Annotated in this window: 19 protein-coding genes; 4 read left to right on the forward strand and 15 right to left on the reverse strand. The window is 75.9% G+C overall.

Annotated elements, in window-relative coordinates:
- Positions 1–82 precede the first annotated feature (82 nt).
- The 8 genes from ABD994_RS08265 to ABD994_RS08300 form a co-directional block, all read right to left on the reverse strand.
- Positions 83–1,147: an EcsC family protein gene (locus ABD994_RS08265; protein WP_345412830.1), complete on the reverse strand. Its 1,065-nt coding sequence runs from the start codon at positions 1,145–1,147 to the stop codon at positions 83–85.
- A 35-nt stretch (positions 1,148–1,182) separates the two neighbouring features.
- Positions 1,183–1,764, reverse strand: coding sequence for a uridine kinase family protein (locus ABD994_RS08270; RefSeq protein WP_345412832.1), 582 nt, complete (start codon positions 1,762–1,764; stop codon positions 1,183–1,185).
- A complete protein-coding gene (locus ABD994_RS08275; protein WP_345413105.1) occupies positions 1,761–2,327 on the reverse strand; it encodes a DUF3558 domain-containing protein in 567 nt (188 codons plus the stop codon). The genes ABD994_RS08270 and ABD994_RS08275 overlap by 4 nt, the downstream gene beginning before the upstream one ends.
- 2 nt (positions 2,328–2,329) lie before the next feature.
- Positions 2,330–2,734: a hypothetical protein gene (locus tag ABD994_RS08280; protein ID WP_345412834.1), complete on the reverse strand. Its 405-nt coding sequence runs from the start codon at positions 2,732–2,734 to the stop codon at positions 2,330–2,332.
- Positions 2,735–2,817: 83 nt separating this feature from the next.
- Positions 2,818–3,549: a uracil-DNA glycosylase family protein gene (locus ABD994_RS08285; protein ID WP_345412836.1), complete on the reverse strand. Its 732-nt coding sequence runs from the start codon at positions 3,547–3,549 to the stop codon at positions 2,818–2,820.
- Positions 3,549–3,962 carry a nitroreductase family deazaflavin-dependent oxidoreductase gene (locus tag ABD994_RS08290; RefSeq protein WP_345412839.1) on the reverse strand — a complete coding sequence of 138 codons (414 nt, stop codon included), beginning with the start codon at positions 3,960–3,962 and terminating at the stop codon, positions 3,549–3,551. Before ABD994_RS08290 ends, ABD994_RS08285 begins: the two co-directional genes overlap by 1 nt.
- A gap of 24 nt (positions 3,963–3,986) precedes the next feature.
- Positions 3,987–5,303, reverse strand: a complete 1,317-nt coding sequence (locus ABD994_RS08295; protein ID WP_345412840.1) for a serine/threonine-protein kinase — start codon at positions 5,301–5,303, stop codon at positions 3,987–3,989.
- Positions 5,300–5,740 (reverse strand): DUF3293 domain-containing protein, encoded by a 441-nt coding sequence (locus ABD994_RS08300; RefSeq protein WP_345412841.1) that lies wholly within the window; start codon positions 5,738–5,740, stop codon positions 5,300–5,302. The genes ABD994_RS08295 and ABD994_RS08300 overlap by 4 nt, the downstream gene beginning before the upstream one ends.
- 102 nt (positions 5,741–5,842) lie before the next feature.
- Between ABD994_RS08300 and ABD994_RS08305 the strand changes: the two genes are divergently transcribed.
- The gene (locus tag ABD994_RS08305; protein WP_345412842.1) at positions 5,843–6,520 is read left to right on the forward strand and encodes a hypothetical protein; all 678 of its coding nucleotides are present in this window, start codon (positions 5,843–5,845) and stop codon (positions 6,518–6,520) included.
- Positions 6,521–6,527: 7 nt separating this feature from the next.
- Here ABD994_RS08305 and ABD994_RS08310 read toward each other — a convergent pair whose 3' ends face one another.
- From ABD994_RS08310 to ABD994_RS08335, 6 genes are all read right to left on the reverse strand, one after another.
- The gene (locus ABD994_RS08310; protein ID WP_345412843.1) at positions 6,528–7,832 is read right to left on the reverse strand and encodes a hypothetical protein; all 1,305 of its coding nucleotides are present in this window, start codon (positions 7,830–7,832) and stop codon (positions 6,528–6,530) included.
- 113 nt (positions 7,833–7,945) lie between these two features.
- Positions 7,946–8,806, reverse strand: a complete 861-nt coding sequence (locus tag ABD994_RS08315) for a coiled-coil domain-containing protein (protein ID WP_345412846.1) — start codon at positions 8,804–8,806, stop codon at positions 7,946–7,948.
- Positions 8,807–8,933: 127 nt separating this feature from the next.
- On the reverse strand, positions 8,934–9,989 hold the full coding sequence (locus ABD994_RS08320) for a cobalamin-independent methionine synthase II family protein (protein WP_345412849.1): 1,056 nt from the start codon (positions 9,987–9,989) through the stop codon (positions 8,934–8,936).
- Position 9,990: 1 nt separating this feature from the next.
- Positions 9,991–11,022: a cobalamin-independent methionine synthase II family protein gene (locus tag ABD994_RS08325; RefSeq protein ID WP_345412851.1), complete on the reverse strand. Its 1,032-nt coding sequence runs from the start codon at positions 11,020–11,022 to the stop codon at positions 9,991–9,993.
- Positions 11,019–11,834 carry an inositol monophosphatase family protein gene (locus ABD994_RS08330; protein ID WP_345412853.1) on the reverse strand — a complete coding sequence of 272 codons (816 nt, stop codon included), beginning with the start codon at positions 11,832–11,834 and terminating at the stop codon, positions 11,019–11,021. The genes ABD994_RS08325 and ABD994_RS08330 overlap by 4 nt, the downstream gene beginning before the upstream one ends.
- On the reverse strand, positions 11,831–13,576 hold the full coding sequence (locus ABD994_RS08335) for a PEP-utilizing enzyme (RefSeq protein WP_345412855.1): 1,746 nt from the start codon (positions 13,574–13,576) through the stop codon (positions 11,831–11,833). Before ABD994_RS08335 ends, ABD994_RS08330 begins: the two co-directional genes overlap by 4 nt.
- A 171-nt stretch (positions 13,577–13,747) precedes the next feature.
- Between ABD994_RS08335 and ABD994_RS08340 the strand changes: the two genes are divergently transcribed.
- Together ABD994_RS08340 and ABD994_RS08345 are read left to right on the forward strand one after the other, a co-directional pair.
- Complete coding sequence (locus ABD994_RS08340) at positions 13,748–14,719, forward strand: AraC family transcriptional regulator (protein ID WP_345412857.1); 972 nt, start codon at positions 13,748–13,750, stop codon at positions 14,717–14,719.
- A 58-nt stretch (positions 14,720–14,777) separates the two neighbouring features.
- Complete coding sequence (locus ABD994_RS08345; protein ID WP_345412859.1) at positions 14,778–15,989, forward strand: DUF998 domain-containing protein; 1,212 nt, start codon at positions 14,778–14,780, stop codon at positions 15,987–15,989.
- 71 nt (positions 15,990–16,060) lie between these two features.
- Here the strand turns inward: ABD994_RS08345 and ABD994_RS08350 are convergent, their stop codons facing one another.
- On the reverse strand, positions 16,061–17,161 hold the full coding sequence (locus tag ABD994_RS08350) for a DUF6777 domain-containing protein (RefSeq protein WP_345412861.1): 1,101 nt from the start codon (positions 17,159–17,161) through the stop codon (positions 16,061–16,063).
- 173 nt (positions 17,162–17,334) lie between these two features.
- Between ABD994_RS08350 and ABD994_RS08355 the strand changes: the two genes are divergently transcribed.
- On the forward strand, positions 17,335–19,602 hold the full coding sequence (locus ABD994_RS08355) for a M20/M25/M40 family metallo-hydrolase (protein WP_345412863.1): 2,268 nt from the start codon (positions 17,335–17,337) through the stop codon (positions 19,600–19,602).
- Positions 19,603–19,606: the final 4 nt, after the last annotated feature.

The following is a 19,606-nucleotide window of genomic DNA, read 5'->3' on the forward strand; positions in this document are numbered from 1 at the left end:
CGTCGCGACACGCCGACCGGGGTCGTCAGCCTGGCGTCCACGCTGACACTGGGCGTCAGCAAATCCGCCACGATCACCGGGCTCAGGCGCCGGCGAAGATTTCGTCGCCCTCGTCGTCCATGTCGTCGCCGCCGTCGTCGGGCTCACCGTCGACGTAGGGCGCGTAGGTGGCCGGGTCGAACGGCAGGTCGACACCGAACGGCAGCTCGTACTTGTCGTGCAAGAACCGCTCGCGGTAGAGGTGCTCGGCGGTGTCGACGACGCCGGCCAGCAGCCGCGCCGACAGCACCGCCCCGACGCCGATGCCGAGGATCGGCACGAGCTGGGCGAGCTCGCGCTGCCCGATCTGGCTCAGCAGCCGCTGGTGCACGGCGTGGCCCAGGCGCTTGATCTGCACCTGCTGCTGCTTGCGCTTCTGGTTCTCCTGCGTCTTCGCCGTGATCAGCTCGGTGAGCTCCTGGTAGGCGCCCGGCGCGTCGTCGTCGCTGGACAGGCCGACCGACAGCACGGCCAGCGCGATGATCTGCTCGGACCGCTTGGTGACGTCGTAGCCGTGGTAGGCCGCGACGTGCGCGACGGCCCGCGTGCACGAGGCGACGGTGAGCAGCGCGTCGCCCGTCAGCGTCGCGACCGTCACCGCGATCCCGGGCAGGCTCCCGATGCCGGCCGCGCCCGTCCCGCCGGCGACGGCCGTGACGCCGGTGCCGGTCAGGAAGCCGGTGACGCCCCCCTGGAGCCCCGCGAACACGGTGTAGCCGAGGTCGAGCCGCGGCATGACGGCCTCGACCTGGCCGATGTCGAGGGCCCGGATGTGCTTGAAGTCGGTGACGTCGTGGCCCTGCGCGCGGAAGTCGGCGAACACCGCGTCGCGCCGCAGGGTCGCCGCCCCCGCACCCGCGCCGGCCGCCGCGAGCTGGTGCAGCACGTTCTGGACACCGTCGTCGACCTGCGAGACGCCGGGGATGCGCCGCAGCAGCCCGGTGACCTCGGCGCGCACCCCCGCGAGCCCGTTGAACACGGGGCTGAGCAGGTTGTTCGACCCGCCGAGCTCGCGGTCCTTCCACTGCACGACCTCGCGCCAGCGCTCGGCGTCGACCGCCGAGACCTCCGGCGTCGTCCCGGGCGCGTCGTCCGTCGTCGTGCTCACAACCCGGACGGTACCCACCAGGAGGCCACACGACGTCATCGACGAGGTGACGCGCGGGTGTCCAGCAGGCCATCCGGGTGGCGACGGACCACCAGGTCGGCGCCCTCGGGCAGCCCCTCCCGGACCGCGAGCGCCTCCTCGCGGGCCCTCCAGACGTCGCGGTGCGGGGCGTAGAGCGCCCAGTCCTCGCGGGCGCGGAGGCGCCGCTCCCGCTCGTCGGGGTCGGCGTCCACCCACACCGTCAGCGCCTGGTGCTCCCGCAGCACCCGCGCCCCGGCGCCGCAGCCCTCGAGCACGACGACCGGCGTCCGGACGGGGCGGTCGCGCTCCGGACCCTCCCGGTCGTGGTCCCAGTCCCACGCCCGCCACCGCGGCGTCCGACGCTCCCGCAGCGGCTCGACGAGCCCCGCCCGCGCCCGCTCCGGGCCGACCTCGAGGCCCTCCCAGCCGAGGTAGAACTCCTCGATCGAGACGACGCTGACGTCCTCGTGGCGAGCGAGGTCCTGCGCGAGCGCGGTCTTCCCGGCGCCGGAGAAGCCGTCGATGCCGACGAGGACGGTGTCCCCGGCCGACGGCGGCAGGGCGCGGAGCCGGGCGACGAACTCGTCGACCGTCACCGTGTCGGGGCCGGCGGGAGCTTAGCGACGATCTCCTCGACGATCCGCTGGCCTCGGCCGCACGGGTCGTCGGGCCTCTGACCTGCCGGGACCTCGAGCTGTGTGTAGGTGGCGACGAAGCCCTGACCCGCGTCTGTGCCGACGGTGATCGTGCAGGTGATCGAGTCCTGGGTCGACTGCTCGATCGTCGCCGGGAGGCCTCCGATCGTCGTGGCGTCGAAGACCGGGAACAGCCGGACCCGATAGGTGTCGACGAGGATGTCGCGGGCCGGATAGACGACGTTGCTGAACTCGTTGAGTGTGTTCCGGTCGGTCCAGGTGCAAGCTCGTGCCCCACTGGGCACCGAGCGCGGCTCGCCATCGACAGTGATTCCGAGCGTGCGCAACTCCTGGCGCGTCAGCGGCCCCTCGCAGGGATTGTTGGCCATCGACGTCACCGTGCGGGGCGACGAGACAGAAGGTGCGCCATAGCGATCGATCGTTTGCGGCGCTGGAGCAGGGGCTGGTCCCGAACAGGCGAGAGGTATCAGGACGAGGAGCGCCAGCGCGACGGCTCGAAGCACGGTCAACTCAGGTCCGACGCAGCGCGTTCATCATGGCCCCGGTAGCGCTGCAGGCCCGCTTGGAGCGAGGCGATCATGGACTCTAACTCGGCGATCCCAGAGTCGAGCGCATTGACGAACGATCCGGGGCCGCCGGTGGCAGCAGCCCCCAGAGCCAGGGCGGCGTCTTTACTGACCTGGTCGTTTGTCGGCGGGGTGACCCGGGCCAGATCCATTGCGTCCTGTCGGATGCCGACCAGCTCGCGGCGCGCCTCCTCCAACTTCCGGATCGCCTGCGGCGCCTGGTCCAGATCGACGTCGAAGGCCCCGCCCCCGACGTCCGGCGGCCGGAACCGCGGGACGACCCGGCCGTCCCACAGCGTCACGGGCGAGTCGGCGCGCAGCGGCGGGGGCTGGGGTTCGGTCACGACGCCCTCCCACCGCGAGTTCGGTCCGATCAGGTCCCGACCGTAGCGAGATCCCCACACCGGGACGTCGCGTTCCGACCAACTCAGAACGGACGGCGCCGCCCCGCCGGCCCGCCCGCGGGGGGCCGGACCTTCTCGCCCCGGGCCCGCTGACCCGCCAGGCGCATGGTCTCGACGATGAGGTCGCTGTTGCCGCGGCCGGTCGCGGCGTCGACGCGCGGGTAGACCAGCGGCCCCGGGTGCGGGGCCCGGGCCACGGTCGCGTCGCGCAGGGCCTCGGGCAGGCCGGCGCGGGTCAGGCGGGTCCAGGCCCGGGCGGCGGGCCTGCCGAGGAGCACCACCTCGCTCGGCGCCGGGTCCAGCATCTCCAGCAGCGCCGCGAGGTAGGGCTGCGCCCGCACGGCCTCGCGCTCGAGCGCCCGCACGGGCTTGGACGGGTTCGCGACCCACCAGGGCACGACGTTCCAGTGCAGGCTGATGTCGTAGCCGAGCTTGGCGCGGTCGGTGGCGACGTAGGTGTTGTGCGCGGTCGGGTCGTTGTTGTGCTTGCTGACGAACCCCGAGCCGTCCTCCGCCTCGCCCGGCGGGTCCCCCATCAGCACCAGCACCCGCGCGCCGGACGCCGCACACGCCGGGTCGAGGTAGGGGACGTTCTCGTAGGTGGTGTCCCGGACATGGTCGACCCAGCGGTTGAGCTCCCCGATCATCCCGTCGTAGCGCCGCGCCCAGCGCTCGGCGTGGACGTCCGGGTCGAGGTCGCGATCGAGCAGCTCGCCCCGCTTGCGGGCGAGCGGGTTCCACACCGGGCGGGGCATCAGCGCCGTTCGAGCAGCACGACCGGGATGACGCGGTCGGTCTTCTCCTCGTATCCCTGGAATCCCGGGTAGTCCTTCTTCTGCTTCTCCCAGACGGGGTCGCGCTCGTCGGCGGGCAGGTCGCGGGCGCGCAGGGGGACGGTCTCGGTGCCGATCTCGGCCTCGACGTCGGGGTGCTCGAGCAGGTTGCGGTACCAGTCGGGGTGGGTGTCCGCGCCGGCCTTCGAGGCGAAGACGGCGTAGGAGTCGCCGACCGCCTGGTACATCATCGGCGTCACGCGCTCGGTGCCCGACTTCCGCCCGATGTGGTGCAGCAGCAGCAGCGGGGCGCCCTCGAACTGGCCGCCGACCCGTCCGGAGTTGCTGCGGAACTCGTCGATGATCTGCTGGTTCCAGTCGCTCACCCCCGCCATCCTGCCCCCGACGGCGGGTCGCGGTCAGGGATCCAGCGCGATCGCGATCACGAGCAGGACGAACCCGACACCGAGCACGGCCCACGCCGCCCCGGCGCGCCGGGTGGTGCGCCGCCCGGCGTCGGTCAGGCCCGCGATGGCGACCGCGCCGCCGATGCCGGTGACGATCGTGGCCAGCAGCGCCATCGTCCCCGAGCCGCAGGCGGCCGAGCGCGTCGAGCAGTTCCCGAGCTCGGCGAGCGTGCCGACCAGGGAGATCAGACCGAGCAGCCCCCCGAACACCAGGGCCGCGATCGCCGCGGCCAGACGTCCCTTCGGCACCGGCCGGGGCGCCGAGTAGGGCGGTGGCGGGGCCGGCCGGCCCGGCGCCGGGTTCCACGGCGCCACGAACGCGGGCGGGCCCTGCGCCGTCGGCGGTCGCGGTGGGGGCGCCGGCGGGGGTGACGGTGGGGTCGGCGGGCGCCCCACCTGGGTCTCCACCCGCCGCTGCGGCGCCGCGGTCGCTCGGCCGAGCGCGCGCCGCGCGTCCTCGGCGACCTGACCGGCCCGCGCGTAGCGCTCGGCCGGGTTCTTGGCCAGCGCGGTGGCGACGACCTCGTCCAGCCCGGCGGGCAGCCCCGACGTGACGCGCGACGGCGGCGTCGGGACCGTGTTGAGGTGCTGGTACATCAGGCTGGCCACGTCGCGTCCGGGGAACGGCGGACGTCCCGTCAGCGCCTCGTGCAGCACGCAGCCCAGCGCGTAGACGTCGATGCGCGGGTCGGCGTCGACGCCGTCGACGAACCGCTCCGGGGCCATGTACGCGGCGGTGCCGACGGCGAGCCCCGTGCGGGTCAGGCGCGTCCCGAGGGCGGCGCCGGTCGCGATGCCGAAGTCGATGAGGTAGACGAAGTCGTCGGCGTCGACGGTGCGCCCCGACGGCGTCAGCAGGATGTTCGACGGCTTGACGTCGCGGTGCACGAGGCCGTCGTCGTGGGCGGCGTCCAGCGCCGACGCGACCTGCTCGAGGATCGACACCACGCGGGGCACCCGCAGCGCCCCCTCGGCGTCGATCACCGCGCCGAGGTCGCGCCCGTGCACGAGCCGCATGTCGAGGTAGAGACGGCCGTCGATCTCGCCGTAGTCGTGGATCGGGATGACGTGCGGGTCGGAGAGCCGGGCCGCGGCGTGCGCCTCCCGCCGGAACCGGTCCTCGAACTCGCGCTCGCCCGTCATCTCGGCGGGCAGGCGCTTGAGCGCGACGGTCCGCGCCTTGCGCGTGTCGGTGGCGCGCCACACCTCGCCCATGCCACCGCGCCCCAGGAGCTCGGCGAGCTCGTAGGGCCCGAACCGCTCGCTCACACGATCTCCCAGCCCATCGCCACCGACGGGGCATCGTCGCAGGCGAGCACCGTCCACGCCGACCGGCTCCACCGGAACACCGCGTCCTGGCCCCACGCGGCCCCCAGCGCGCGCGCCTCGTCGTCGTCCAGCCCGACGACGAGCGCGCCCTCCTCGGCGTGCCCGCCGTCCTCCGCGCCCGCGACGGTCCGCGTCCACCGCAGCCCCCGCGCGTCGAGGTCGGCCTCGAGACGGGCCTGGCGGTCGGCGTTCCCGGCGTCGCCGGGGCGTGCCGCCCCGGGGTTGTGGGCCGTCACGACGTGCACCGGCGCGTCGAAGGGGAAGGTCCCGACGACCTCGCCCGCCGGCCGCGGCCGCAGCACCAGCGCCCGGCCGTCGAGGTCGGGGACGCGCAGCACCGCCCGCGTGTAGTCCTCGGTCCGTGCCGCCCGGCTCATCGCCGTCCGAGTCTGCCCGCCGAGTTGTCCACAGGCGCGGACCGGTCGGAACGGACCGGGACCCGCCGCCGTCGGACCCCGTGGAGACACGAGGAGGCCGGCATGGTGAAACCCGCGCGAGCACGCCGCGGCAAGGAACGGACGGTGGCCGGACGCCACCGCGAGGACGTCGAGGGCGCGCTGCGCCCGATCCCGCGCCGCCGTCCCGACGGCGAGGTCACGGTGCAGCTCCTGCCGCACTACCTCGCAGCGGGCGCGCTGCCCGGACTCGTGGTCGGTGCCGAGCTGGACGTCGCGCCGGCGATCTACGCGAGCGACCACCTGCCCGCGCTCGCCGATCGCGAGACGTGGTGGGTCGACGAGTACGGCTGCTTCGGCGGCCGGGGCGAGGTCCTCACCGTCCCTCTCGACGAGGAGGAGTGCTCCTGCCGTGTCGACGTGCTCGACGTGGCCGGGCGGCTCTTCCCGCTCAACTGGGCGGGCTCCCTGCCGGCGGAGGGCCGGCTGTGGGTCGAGGGCGCGCTCTACCTCGAGCCCGAGCTGGCGGCCGGCACGGCCCACGGCGAGGCGGTCGCGCTGTGCCGCCGGCGCTACCGGGTGCGGGAGCTCCGCCGCTACCGGCGGACGGGGCACCGGCCCGGTGGACCGGTCCGGATCGACGGCGTGCCCGCGCCGCACGAGGTCTCCGAGGACGCCGTCTACGTCGCGGACCTGCGGCTGGTCGACGACGCGGCGCCGGCACTCGTGGCCGAGGGCGCCGGGTCGGTGGAGCAGCGGTGATCCGACGTCAGCGGCCGGCGCCGCCACCGTGCCGGCCACCCTGTCCACCACCGCGCCCACCACGACCGTCGCCGTCGCGGTCACCGCCCTGACCCCCGTGCCCGCCGGACGACGCATTGCCGCGCGGGGGTGGGTCGTCGGTGCCGGTGCCGGTGCCGCCGCTGTCGCCCGCCGACGGGTCGGCGGGCTGCTCCTGCGGCTGGCCGGGCTCGGGATCCGGGTCGGCCGGGGACGAGGTCGGCGGGGCCGACGGCGACGGCGACGGCGACGGCGAGGCCGACGGGCTGCCCGACGACCCCCCGCCACCGGAGGCCGGCGACGCGCCCGACCCGGACGCGGGTCCCCGCGGTGGACCGACGGGCGGCGTGCCGCCACCGGGCGCGGCGGCCGGCACGTGCCCGACGCCGGCCAGCAGGGACGGGGCGGCGGGCACGGTCGGGTCGAGCGGGCCGGTCCCGGCCGCCGACGACGGCCGCAGGCCGAGATCGAGGACGGGGTCGTCCCCGGACGCGCCGTCCGGGCCCGCGACGCCGGGGCCGGCGGCGGGCGGCCGCGCGCCGGCGAGGCCGGGGGCCGGGCCGGACGGGGGCGGGGTGGCGGCGGTGGAGCCGGCGGTGGCCGGGTCGCCCATCTGGGAGGTCGCCACGGCGGCCCCGAGGGCGGCCACCGACGCCGCGGCCAGGGCGCCCGCGACGAGGGGCAGACGGCTGCGGCGCTCGCAGGGCGCCTCGGGGTCGCGCGCGACCGGCGGGGTCTCGGGGTGCACGGACGCCGCGGCGGCGAGGCCGGACCTCGCGACCCCGCCGCAGCCGCGGGCCGGGGTGGTCGGGCCGGGGGCGCGGGAGGTGCGGGTGGCGGCGGTGACCGCGTCGGCGTCGGGCGCGACCCCGGTTCGGCGGTAGCGCGAGGTCACGGCCTCGGGGGCGACCGGCACGGGCGTCACGACGGTCGCGGGCTCGTCGGGCGTGTCGTCCGCCCACCCGAACGTCAGCCGCGACCGCGGCGCGTGCAGCGGCGCGAGGACCGGGCCGGACCCCGGGGCGCCGGGGAGATCCGGGAGGTCGGCGAGGGCCGCGAGCTCGCGGGCGGCGATCGCGCCGGGCGTCTCCGGTCCCCGCGGGGCGCCGAGGTGGTGGGCGAACGCGAGCTCACCGTGGGCCAGGCGCCGCGCGACCACCTCGGCGGCGACGCGGTCGGCGGCCGCGATCTCCTCGACCGCCATCCCGCGGACGTGGCGCATCACGAGGACACGACGCTGGACGGCGGGCAGGGCGTCGAGCGCGGTCAGGGCCGGCGGGGCGGTCGGGGTCACCCGGGTGTCCCCCGACGAGGTCACCGACGCGGCCACCGGTGTGATCGCGTGACGGCGCGCCCATGTGCCACCCAGCGCCACGCCGGGTGCGGGGGCCGCCATCCGCCCCGGGGTCACGACGCCCCGGCCTCGCCCGGCGCCTCGTGGGCGGCCCGCCCGTCGCCGTCGCCGGCCTCGGGGCCGAAGTGCAGCTGCGAGCGGGCGTCGCCGTCCTGCTCGGCCCCGGCGGGGACCGCCACCGCCAGGTGACGCTGGCCCTCGCGACCCGGCAGCTGGATCGACAGCGACTCGAGCAACCGCCCGAGGTCGGTGCGCACGCCGTCGTGGAGGCCCTCGAGGCGCTCGAGCTCCTGCTCGGCCTCGCTGTGGCGGCGGCGCAGGAGCGTCTCGGTGTCCTCACGGCGGCGCTGGGCCTCGGCCTCGGCGTCGCGGGTGATCTGCTCGGCGCCGGTCCGGGCCTCGGCGAGCGTCTGCTCGGCCTCCTCCCGGGTCGACGCGGCCTGCTCGTCGAGCTCGCGCTCCCGCTCGTCGAGCGCGGCGCGGCGACGCGCGGCCTCCTCGTCGAGCGCCGCGCGGCGGGCCCCGAGGTTCTGCTCCACCTCGCGGCGGTGGGTCTCGGCCTCCTTGCGCGTGCGCTCCATCAGCGCCGACGCCTCGCGGGCGGCGGCGGCCCGGGCGTTCGCGGCCTCCTGCTCCGCCACGCGCAGCACGCGCTCGACGCGGTGCCCGAAGCCCTGCTGCACCGTGGAGTCGCCGGGGTCGCCGCTGTCCGCGGAGCGGTCCGGGCGCGTCCGCACCCGCGACAGCTCGGCCTCGGCGTCCTCGGCGCGCTGCTGTTCGCGGCGGTGCGCGTGCTCGAGCACCTCGACACGTTCCAGGAGCGCCTGGACGTGCCCGTCGACCTGGTGCGGGTTGTAACCCCGCTTCGTCAGGTCGAACACATTGGTCTGACCGGCGTCCCCCGACTGGCTCACAAACGCGGACCATAACTCACCCGTTCGCGCGTCGGGGAGCCCGCTCCGGGTCATCGAGATGACCCGTCTGTCACCCGCGCGAACCACGTCCGTGTCGTTCGCTCGGCGCTGACACCCCGATGGGTGGTCAGGACCAGACGAGCTCGGCGGTCCGCACCACGGTCTCGAGCTTGCGGCGCTGGTCGTCCTGGCCGAGCTCGTTGCCCTCCCACGTGCTGGCGAAGCCGCACTGCGGGCTCAGCGCGAGCCGGTCGAGCGGGAGGTACGCGGCCGCCTCGTCGATGCGTCGCCGCAGGTCGTCGACGTCCTCGAGCTCGGGACGCTTGGTCGTGACGAGCCCGAGCACCGCGGTGCTCTCCGGCCGCACATGGCGCAGCGCGCCGAACCCGCCGGCCCGGGCGTCGTCGTACTCGAGCAGCAGACGGTCGTAGCGCGCCTCGGAGAAGAGGACCTCGCCCAACGCGTCGTAGGGCACCGTGCTCTCGTACATGCTGCGGTAGTTGCCGCGGCAGATGTGGATGCCGGTGACGACGCCCTCGGGCAGCCCGTCGAACACGCGCCGGTCGGTCCGCACGTACTCGGCCAGCTGCTCCTGCCGGCGGTCCGGGTCGGGGAAGAGCCGCCGGTCGTCCAGGAACGTGTACTTGGGCGCGTCGAGCTGCAGGTAGCGCACCCCGGCGTCGGCGAGCGCCCGCGCCTGGGCGTTCATGATCGCCACGAGGTCGTCGAGGAACTCCCGCGGGTCCGGGTACGCGCGGTCGGAGACACCAGGGGTCCAGTAGCTCAGGAAGTTGGTCGGGACGGGCAGGGTCACCTTCACCGGACGGTCGGCGTGCGCCAGGACGAAGCCCGCCTCGACGTCGACGAGGCTGCCGCGTCCGGTGAGCCGCGACGCGACCACCGGCGACGTGTGCGAGGCGGTGCGCCCGTCCTCGCTCGTCCACGTCCGCGTGAAGCCCTCGGGGTCGAAGCCGTCGGTGACGTCGAGGACCGGGCCGTGCCAGATGCGCCGGCGCATCTCGCCGTCCCCGACCACCGGCAGCCCTACGGACCGCTGCAGCTCGAGGACCTCGAGCACCGCCCGGTCCTGGATCCCGCGCAGGTCCCCGACGCCGGTCGACATCGCGTCCCGGAGCTCGGGCGGCCGCAGGAAGCTGCCGACGGTCTCGGCCCTGATGGTCATGTCAGCCATCCCGACGCACCCTCTCCGCGGCCTGGGCGGCGGCCGTCATCTTGGCGATCGCGAGGTTGCGGGGCACCCGCCGCAGCCCGCAGTCGGTCGAGATCTCCAGTGCCTCCGGGCTCCGGTACTTCAGGCACGTCCGGAGGCGTTCGACCAGGTCGTCGGGTGTCTCGGCGTAGTGCGTCTTGATGTCGACGAGGCCCGCCGAGAGGATCCGGCCGGGGTCCCACTGGCCGACGAGGTCGATCTCGGCCATCTCCCGCCCGCCGAACTCCAGGCTGAAGCCGTGGACGTTGGCGTCGAGCAGCGTCGGGAACAGCCAGCGGTAGGTGCGCTTGGCGTAGGGCAGGCGGCGGAACGAGCCGAAGCAGATGTGCACGGTGAAGGTGCAGCCGTCGAAGCCGTCGACGACCTTGTTGATGATCTCGACCATCGACGCCGGGCTCCGGTCGTCGTCGGCGACGGCCGGGGTGATCGGCTCCTCGAGCTGGATGTGGTCGCAGCCGGCGTCGAGCAGCTCGCGGATGTGCCCGCGCAGGGCCGGCACCAGCGCCTCCGCGCAGGCCTTGCGCGAGGGGTAGACGTCGCGGAAGTCCAGCTCCGTGGTCATCCCGTACGGCCCCGGCATGCCGACGCGCGGGCGCCGGTCGGTCGCGGCGCGCAGGAAGCGGTACTCGCCGACGAAGTCCCACATCCACGAGAGCCCGTCGAGCGGCTCGGTGACCTTCCAGACGTCGAGCATGTCGTAGCCCAGCGCACCGAGGCGCCGCGGCGCGGGCTGCAGCTCGAGGCCGGGCAGCGCGGCGGTGATGTTCTCGATCCAGCCGCGGCGCCGGTGCTCCCCGTCGGTGACGATGTCGAGCCCGCAGCGCTCCTGGTCGTCGATCGCCAGCCGGCAGTAGTCGTCGTAGAGCTCGCGCTCGTCGTCGGGCCCGAAGCGTCCCGCGGCCTCCGCCGGCTCGACGACGTCCCACCACCCCGGACGTGCCCAGCCGCCGGTCGTCGTCACCGCGATCTCGGTGTGGACGGTCATCGGCCCTCCTCGAAGCGCATGCCGGTGGCGGCGACGAGCTGGTCGTGAACGGCGCCGCCGCTGCTGGCGACGACGTCGTAGCGGGTGGAGGCGTCGCGGGGCCGGCCCTCGAAGTCGGTCACGCGCCCGCCGGCCTCCTCGACGAGCAGGCGGCCGCCCGCGACGTCCCACGGCGGCATGTCGCGCTCGACGTAGCCGCCCAGGTGCCCGGCGGCGATGTGGGCCATGACCAGTGCCGGGGCGCCCGGGAAGCGCACGCCGCCCGACACCGTGAGCATCGCGCGCATCAGCCGGGCGAACTCGGCGATGACCACCGGGTCGGACGACTGCGCCTGCACGACCACGACCACCTCGGCCGCGCCGTCGGCCGGCGACACGTGCAGCGGTCGCCCGTTGCACGTCGCGCCGCCCCCGCGGACCGCGGCGTAGAGCTCGTCGCGCAGCGGGTCGTAGACCGCCGCGACGACCGGGTCGCCGTCGAGGGTCACCGACACGGCGGTCGCGAACCACGGGAACCCGTCGATGAACGCGCGCGTGCCGTCGAGCGGGTCCACCCACCAGCGCAGGCCCGCAGCCGGGGCGCTGGTGTCCGGGGCGTCCTCCTCGCCGAGCACGACGTCGTCGGGCCGCTCGGCGAGGATCGCCGCGATGACGGCCTCCTGGGCGGCGAGGTCGGCCGAGGAGCTGACGTCGACGCGGGCGTCCTTGAGCGTGACCTCGAGGACCTTGTCCTGGTACTCGAGCAGCACCGCGCCCCCGGCCCGGGCGGCACGCTCGGCCACACCGGCCAGCTCGGAGAGATCGTCCGTCATCCCAGCACCTCCACCACACCGCGGTCGCCGTCGATGCGGACACGGTCCCCGGTCGTGATCGTCGAGGTGGCGACGCCCGTGCCGACGACGCAGGGCAGGCCGTACTCGCGGGCGATGATCGCGGTGTGCGACAGGGTGCCGCCGGTGTCGGTGACGCACCCCCGGACCAGCCCGAACACGGGTGTCCACTCGGTGGTGGTGCCGCCGCAGACGAGGATGTCGCCGTCGCGGACCTGGTCGATGTCCTGGGCGGCGCGGATGACCCGCGCGGTGCCGACGACGGTGCCGCGCGCGGCGGCGAACCCCGTCAGCGTCGCCGTCGCCTGCTGGCCCTTGATCGTCGCGAAGTAGTCCGGGGTGAGGCCGAACAGCTCGGTCATGATCGGGTCGTTGACGGCGTCGGGCACGGTTCCGACCACGGGCGGCAGCTCGCTGCCACGCGCCGACCAGTGGTCGTAGTAGTCGCGCCGCGCGGTGACCAGCGGGCGGCAGTCGGCCGGGCCGTCGCCGGTGAGCAGGTCGAGCAGCTCGTGGCGGAAGAGGAAGAAGACGTCCTCGCGGACGTCGAGCACCCCGCCGGCGACGAGCCGGTCGGCCGCGGCGAGCGTGAGCCGTCGGATCGGCAGGTGGATGCGGCGGTCGATGAGGAAGTTGTGCTCCTCGTTCCACCACACGAAGTTCGCGGAGCGGTTCGAGGCGAGGGCCTCGTCGAAGCGGGCGCGGTCCTCCGCGGGGATCGCCGCCCGCGCGGCGTCCACGAGGCGGTCGCGCTCGGCGAGCACCTCGCGCCGGGCGGCGGCGAAGTCGTGGCCCTCGGGGCGGGTGAGGAACTCGCGGATCGTGCCCAGCGGCGTCGCCGGGTGCTCGGCCCACGAGGGCCGGTCCATCGTCGCCGTCTCGTCGGTGCGCTGACCCCAGACCGCGAGGAACGCCTCCAGCTCGGACCACCACTGCGCGCCGCCGGACGTCCCCTCCAGCGCCGCCCGGACGCCCTCGACCGTCGGCGCGGCGAACGCCCCGGCGACGCCCAGCTCGCGGGCGCGCCCGGCCAGGCGCCAGAGCCCCTCGTCGGTCTGCAGGTAGGCCGTCTCCTCGCCGGCGAGCCACTTCGGGATCTGCCCGGTCTCCAGCCCGAGGTCGGTGACCAGCTGGAACAGCGCGACGTAGTTGGCCGCGAGCAGGTACATGACCTCGAAGTGCACGCCCCAGCCGCGCCGGTGGAAGGCGATCGCGTCGACGAGTGCCGCGTGCAGCTCCGCGGGCCCCAGGGCGTCGACGTCGAGCCCGTCGAAGTGCGCGTAGGCGGCCTCGAGCTCGGCGCGGTAGCCCGCCCAGTAGCCCTCGAAGTCGGCCAGGCGCGGCCCGGCGAAGGCCCCGAAGCGCTCGGCGCGCGCCCCCATCTGCCACAGCGACGTGATCGGGCACTGGCCGAGGTAGACGTGCACGCCGGCGATCCGGTTGACCATGCCGGCGGTCGGCGGGATCCCGACGATCTCGGCGCCGTACTGCGTGCCCCAGGTCTGCGCGTCCTCGAGCAGCGCCATGCTCGCCGGGGTGATCCCCTCGGCGAAGTGCTGCGAGTCCCGCATCCAGAAGCGGCCCTCGTCGGCGCGCGTGAACGGCGCGAGCGGCTCGGCGAGGAAGGGCCGCGACTCGAGACGCGGCTCGTAGCCGGGGTAGAAGTCGCCGTCGGCGTACTCGCCGAGGGGGATCACCGTCGCGGACGGTTCCGTCGTCGTCACCGGCTCACGTCCTCGTGCTTGGGGTGCGGTGTCGACGGACGCTAGGAGCCGGACGCCGCCGGCCGGTAGCCGCTTCCGGCGAGGGCGTCCGGTTCCGGCGGACGGGATGTGGGCCTTGACACCCCCGGCGGGCCCGGCCAGCGTCGGGCGCGGCACGAGGAGGTGCGGCGCGTGGAGGGTGCGGCGGCGGTCCTCCGCGGGGGCTTCCGCACCGGCCACCCCGACGAGGCCCACGAGCGCACCGAGGCGCTCATGACCGGTCACCGGATGACCGTCAGCCGCGACGGGGCCGCGTTCGCCGCGGACGTCCGGTGGGTGGCCGGGGAGGGCCTGGGGCTGCTGCGGTTCTCCTACGGCGCCGCCGTCGAGATCCGCTCCTACCCCCTGGACGCCTTCGCCACCGTGCACCTGCCCGTCCGGGGCGGCTTCCGTGCCGAGCACCGGGGCATGCGCGTGCGGGCCGACACCGCGTACGGCGCGGTGTTCTCGTCGTCCGGGCCGCTGACGATGCGGTGGGACGCGGGCCTCGACCTGCTCGTCCTCAAGATCGACCGGGTGGACCTGGAGCGGGAGCTCGGCGCCCTGCTCGGCCGCCCACCCGACGGCCCGCTGGCCTTCGACCTCGAGATGCCGCGCGCCGGCGGCACCGTGAGCGGGGCGGCGGAGCTGGTGCGCAGCACGTGCGCGGCCGCCGGGCCGGAGGGGCCGCCGCCGCGGGTGTGGGCGGCGCTGAAGAACGCGGCGGCGACCGCGCTGCTGCTCGGGCACCCGCACTCGTTCACCGACGCGCTGCGCGCGCCCGCCCCGCCGGCGTCGTCGACGGTGGTGCGCCGGGTGCTCGATCGCGCGGCCGCCGACCCCGCCCGGCCCCCGACCGCGCCCGAGCTCGCGCGCCTGACCGGCGTCAGCGAGCGGACCCTGCGGACGGTCTTCCACACCGAGTTCGGCGTCGGACCGGTGACCTACCTGCGGCGCCGGCGCCTCGACGCCGTGCACCGGGAGCTCGCCGATCTCGACCCGGCGGGCGCCACCGTCGCCGAGGTCGCGCACCGGCACGGGTTCGCCCACGCCGGCCGCTTCGCCGCCGAGTACCGGGCCCGCTTCGGGGAGACGCCGAGCACGACGCTGGCGAGCGGGGGATAGGCGCGTCGCTCGGCGTGGCGGTGCCGATATCGGGTAGACGTCGACCATGCGTGGGGGCGTGGTGACGACGTCGCCTGCCCCGGAGCTCCGGGGTCCGGGCGGGGCGGGTGGGCCGGTCGTCGTGGCGCTGGCCGCGGCGGCCCCGGTGGTCCTCGTCGTCGGCGGGACCGTCGCGCAGCTCGCGCAGCCGCCCGGCGCCTACGACGCCGTCCGGCAGACCGTCAGCACGCTCGCCGGGCTCGGCGCGACCGACCGCTGGATCATGGCGACGACCCTCGCCGTCGTCGGCGCCCTGTTCGTGCTCGTCGCGCTCGGGCTGCGCGGCGTCCCCCGCGCGGCGCGGGCCGTGCTCGGAGTCGGCGGCGTGGCCGCGGTCGTCGCCGCGCTCGCCGCGCAGCCCGCGCACGGCAGCTCCGCGGTGCACATGACCGCGACCGTCATCGCCGCCGTGCTGTTCGTGCTCTGGCCGCTGCCCCTCGTCGCCGACCGCGACCTGGCGCCGCGGCTGCGGCGCGACTCCTTCGTGGCGGTGGCCGCGATGACCGTCGCCCTCGGCTGGCTGTGCGCCCAGGCCTGGACCGACGGGACGTGGCTCGGCGTCGCCGAGCGCGTCCTCATGCTCCTCGAGACCGTCTGGCCGATCCGGGTTGCCGTCGCCACCGCGCGCGGCCCGGCCCGCGACCGACCCGCCGCGGCGACGGGGTGGGCCACGCTCGGGATCGCGGTCCTCGCCCCGATCGTGCTGGTCACGGGCCTGCTGTGGGCCCAGCACGCCTGGCCCGGGCCCGATCCGGTCGACCAGTCCCTGTCCGCGCTGGCCGGCCTGGGCGCCACCGACCGCTGGATCATGTCGGTGACGCTCGGGCTCGTCGGCGTCCTGCTGGTCCTCGTCGCCGGCGGCCTGCGGCCCCGCGTCCCGACGCCGGCCTGGCTCGTCCTCGGGGCCGGCGGCGCCCTGCTGACCCTCGCCGGCCTCGAGCCCCAGCCCGTCGGGGGCTACAACCCGGTCCACATGGGCGCGGCCGGTCTCGCCTGGCTGGCCTTCACCCTCTGGCCGCTGGGCCTCGCCCTCTCGCCCGCGGTGAACCCGCGGCTGCGCCGCGCGTCGGCCCTGGCGGTGGTCGTCCTCGCCCTGCTCGTCGCCTGGTTCGCGGTCGAGCTGATCACCACCGGGCCCTGGTACGGCGTCTCGCAGCGCGTCGTCGTCCTCGCCCAGGCGGTGTGGCCGGTCGTCGTCGCCTCCGCGGTGCTCGGTCGGCGACGCCCCTGAGCACGCGAACGGCCCCCGCACGCAGTGCGTGCAGGGGCCGTCGACGTGGTGCCGTCGGGTGTCCGGGACCGCTACCGCGGCGGCACGAACACGCCGCCGTCGTCGCCACCGCCGGTGCCGGTGCCCGTGCCGGTCCCGGTGCCCGTACCGGTCCCGGTCCCGGTGCCGGTGCCGGTTCCCGTGCCCGTGCCCGTGCCCGTGCCGGTTCCCGTGCCGGTGCTGGTGCCGGTTCCCGTGCCGGTGCTGGTGCCGGTTCCCGTGCCGGTTCCCGTGCCGGTCCCCGTGCCGGTCCCCGTGCCGGTCCCCGTGCCGGTCCCCGTGCCCGTGCCCGTCCCGGTGCCCGTGCCCGTGCCGGTCCCGGTCCCGGTGCCCGTGCCGGTGGTGGTGCCCGTGCCGGTGGTGGTGCCACCGCCGCCGCTGCCGCCCCAGGGGTCCGTCGTCCCCCCGCCGCCGCCCGAGTGGTCGTCGGTGTCGCCGCCGCCCCAGCCGTCGAACCAGCCGCTCCACCAGTGCTCGTCCTCCCACCCGACGTAGTAGCTGGGCTGGTAGACGACCCGTGGCGAGCCCGAGCCGGTGTAGTGGGTGAGCGGGTCGTAGTCGGCGCACTTGACGGTGGCGGTCCCCGACTCGTCGACGAGGACCTCGGTGCCCTGCGGCAGGGTCACGTCACTCGCGACGTAGGTGTTGCCGCTCCACACGTGGTCGACGACCGCGGTGTCCTGCGACAGCGTCGTCGCCCGGAAACCCTGGACGTAGCCGGGGACGTCGTTGCGGGACAGGCCGAACACCCCCGCCCAGGCGTCCGCGCGGTCCTGGTGGGCCTGGAGCTGGGCGACGAGCGCCGACGGTGAGCACTCGGCGGCGCTGCCGGAGTCGCTGGAGCTGTTCGACACCGGGGCGACCGCCGCGGTGCTGGTCGGGGACCCGCCGGACGCGAGCCCGGCGCCGACGGCGACGAGGGCGCTCGCCGCCACCAGCCCGGCGACGATCTTCGTCCGGGTCGAGAGGCGGCCGAGCGCCGACGAGGAGGCCGCGGCGGGCGCCGGCGCGGCGGCGAGCGGCGGCGGCGGAGCGGGCACGTAGCCGGGGCGCGGGGCGCCGGGTCGCGCCGGGCCCGGGACGAAGCCGGGGTGCGGGTGTGCGGCCCCGGAACGGGGGGCGAAGCGGTCCATGATGTCTCCCTCGGGGGCGCTGTCCTGATCGAGGAGAACGATCGCCGTTCCGCCGTTCGCCGAGCAGGGAGTGCGCCCTCGCACCGAGGGGGGGCAGACCCCCGTTCTCGATCTCGGGCCCGCACGCCCGAGCTCGGTGGCGCACCGGCCGCCGGTACGGCACGGTGCTCGCCGTGATCGGGCGACTGCTGGCGGTGGTGCTGCTGGCGGTGATCGGCGTCTACGCCGTGCTCGTCGAGCGCCCCCCTGACCCGGTCCCCGCGTCCGCGCCGCCCGCGGAGTTCAGCGCCGAGCGCGCCGGCACGGTCGTCGACGCCCTGGCCCGCGAGCCGCGGCCCGTCGGCAGCCTGGCCTCCGACGTCGCCCGCGACGCGCTCGTCTCCCGTCTGCAGTCCCTGGGCCTCCCGGCGCAGGTCGAGCCGGGTGCCGCGCTCGAGGCCGGCGACGGGCGGACGTGGGGCGCGCGCGTCGAGAACGTCGTCGCCACCCTGCCGGGCAGCGCCCCTTCCGGCTCGGTCGTCCTCATGGCCCATTACGACTCGGTGGCCGCCGGCCCGGGCGCCGCCGACGACGTGTCGGGCGTCGCGACCGTCCTCGAGACCGTGCGGGCCCTGCGGTCCGGGCCGCCGCTGCGCAACGACGTCACGGTCGTGCTCACCGACGGCGAGGAGGCCGGGCTGCTCGGGGCGCGGGCCTGGGTGCGGGACCGGCTCCCGCGCGACCGCCCGACCGTGGTCCTGAACTGGGAGGCCCGCGGCGTCGAGGGGCCGTCGCTGCTGTTCCAGACCTCGCCGGGCAACGCCGGGCTGGTCGACGCCTGGGCGCGGTCGGTGCCCTACCCGCGGGGCGACTCGTCGCTGGTCGAGGTCTACCGCTTCCTGCCCAACGACACCGACCTCACGCCCGTGCTCGACGCCGGCCGCCCGGGGATGAACGCCGCGTTCATCGGCGACCCGTACCAGTACCACTCGCCCGGCGACGTCCCCGCGAACCTCAGCCGGGAGTCCCTGCAGAACCACGGCGGCAACGCGCTCGCCCTCACCCGCGCGCTCGGCGACCGCGACCTCGCCCCGCTCGACCCGATCGCGAGCCGCCAGCCGCCCACCGGCGACCGGACCTACTTCTCGGCCCTCGGCCACCTCGTCACCTACGACAGCTCCTGGGCCTGGCCGCTCGCCGGACTCGCGATCGTGCTGGTCCTCGCCCTGGTCGTCGTCGCCCGCGTGCGGCGGAAGGCCACCGTCGGCGGCGTCCTCGGCGGCGCGCTGGTCTACCTGCTCTCCCTCGCCGTGGCGGTCGCCGCGGGCGTCGGGCTCTGGCAGGGGCTGGTCTGGACCCGCCCGTCCTACGCCGACACCGGCCCGTTCCTCGGCCAGCCGCTGCTCTACGAGGTCGCCGCCGGCGTGCTCGCGTTCCTGGTGACGACGCTCGTGGTCAGCCTGCTGCGGCGCCGCCCCGGCGGGATCGCGTTCGCCACCGGCGCGCTGCTCGTCCTGGCGCTGCTCACGGCCGGGCTCGCGGTCGTCGCGCCGGGCTCGGTGTTCCTGCTCGGGTGGCCGGTGGTCGGCCTGGCGCTCGGCCTGCTGCTCGTGGTGCTGGCCGGCGAGCGGCTCTGGCTCGCGACGCCGCTGTTCGTGCTCGGCGCGGTGCCCGCGGTGGCGCTGCTCGTGCCGTTCGCGGTCGCCTCGTTCGGCGTCGCCGGCATCTCCGACGGCCTCGCCGTCGCGGTGTTCGTGCTGCTCGGCGTCCCGATCGGGGCCGGGCTGTCCGGCTTCCCGCGGCCCGGCGCGGTCCGCGGCTACGCGCTGCCGATCCTGGCCCTCGTCTGGGTGCTGATCCTCGCCGGCGGCGGGCTGCTGCTCGACCGACCCGACGACCGGACCCCGCAGGGCAGCCAGCTCGCCCTCGTCGCCGACGCCGACCGCGGCGGCGCCGCGCGCTGGATCACCACCGACACCGCCCCCGCCGACTGGACCCGCGGCTACGCCGACGGCCCGCCCGTCACCGACCCGGAGTGGCCCGGCGAGCAGCCCGTCCGCAGCGGCCCAGGCCCGGTGCTGCCCGTCCCGGGACCGGCGGCCACGGTGCTCGAGCGCACGCCCGACCGCGTCCGCCTGCTGCTGGCCTCCCCGCGCGGCGCGACCACGATGACGCTGGCCGGCGACCTGCCCGTCCCCGCCGGCACGATCACCTACCCCGGCCTCGCCGCGCTCGCGCTGCCGCCGTCGCCCGGCCCCCTGCGCCTGCGGCTCGACGCGGTGCCGCGGGAGGGGGTCGTCGTCGACCTCGTGGCGACGGGCCCGCTCGCCCTGCGCGTCGGCGACCAGACCCTCGGGCTCGCCGGCGTCCCCGGGTTCAGCCCCCGCCCGCCCGAGCTGCGCCAGGCGCGGGGCAACCAGAGCGATCTCGTCGTCGTGTCGCGACAGGTGGCGGTTCCCTGAGCGG

The organism is Actinomycetospora chlora (genome assembly GCF_039542135.1).
Taxonomy (GTDB): domain Bacteria; phylum Actinomycetota; class Actinomycetes; order Mycobacteriales; family Pseudonocardiaceae; genus Actinomycetospora; species Actinomycetospora chlora.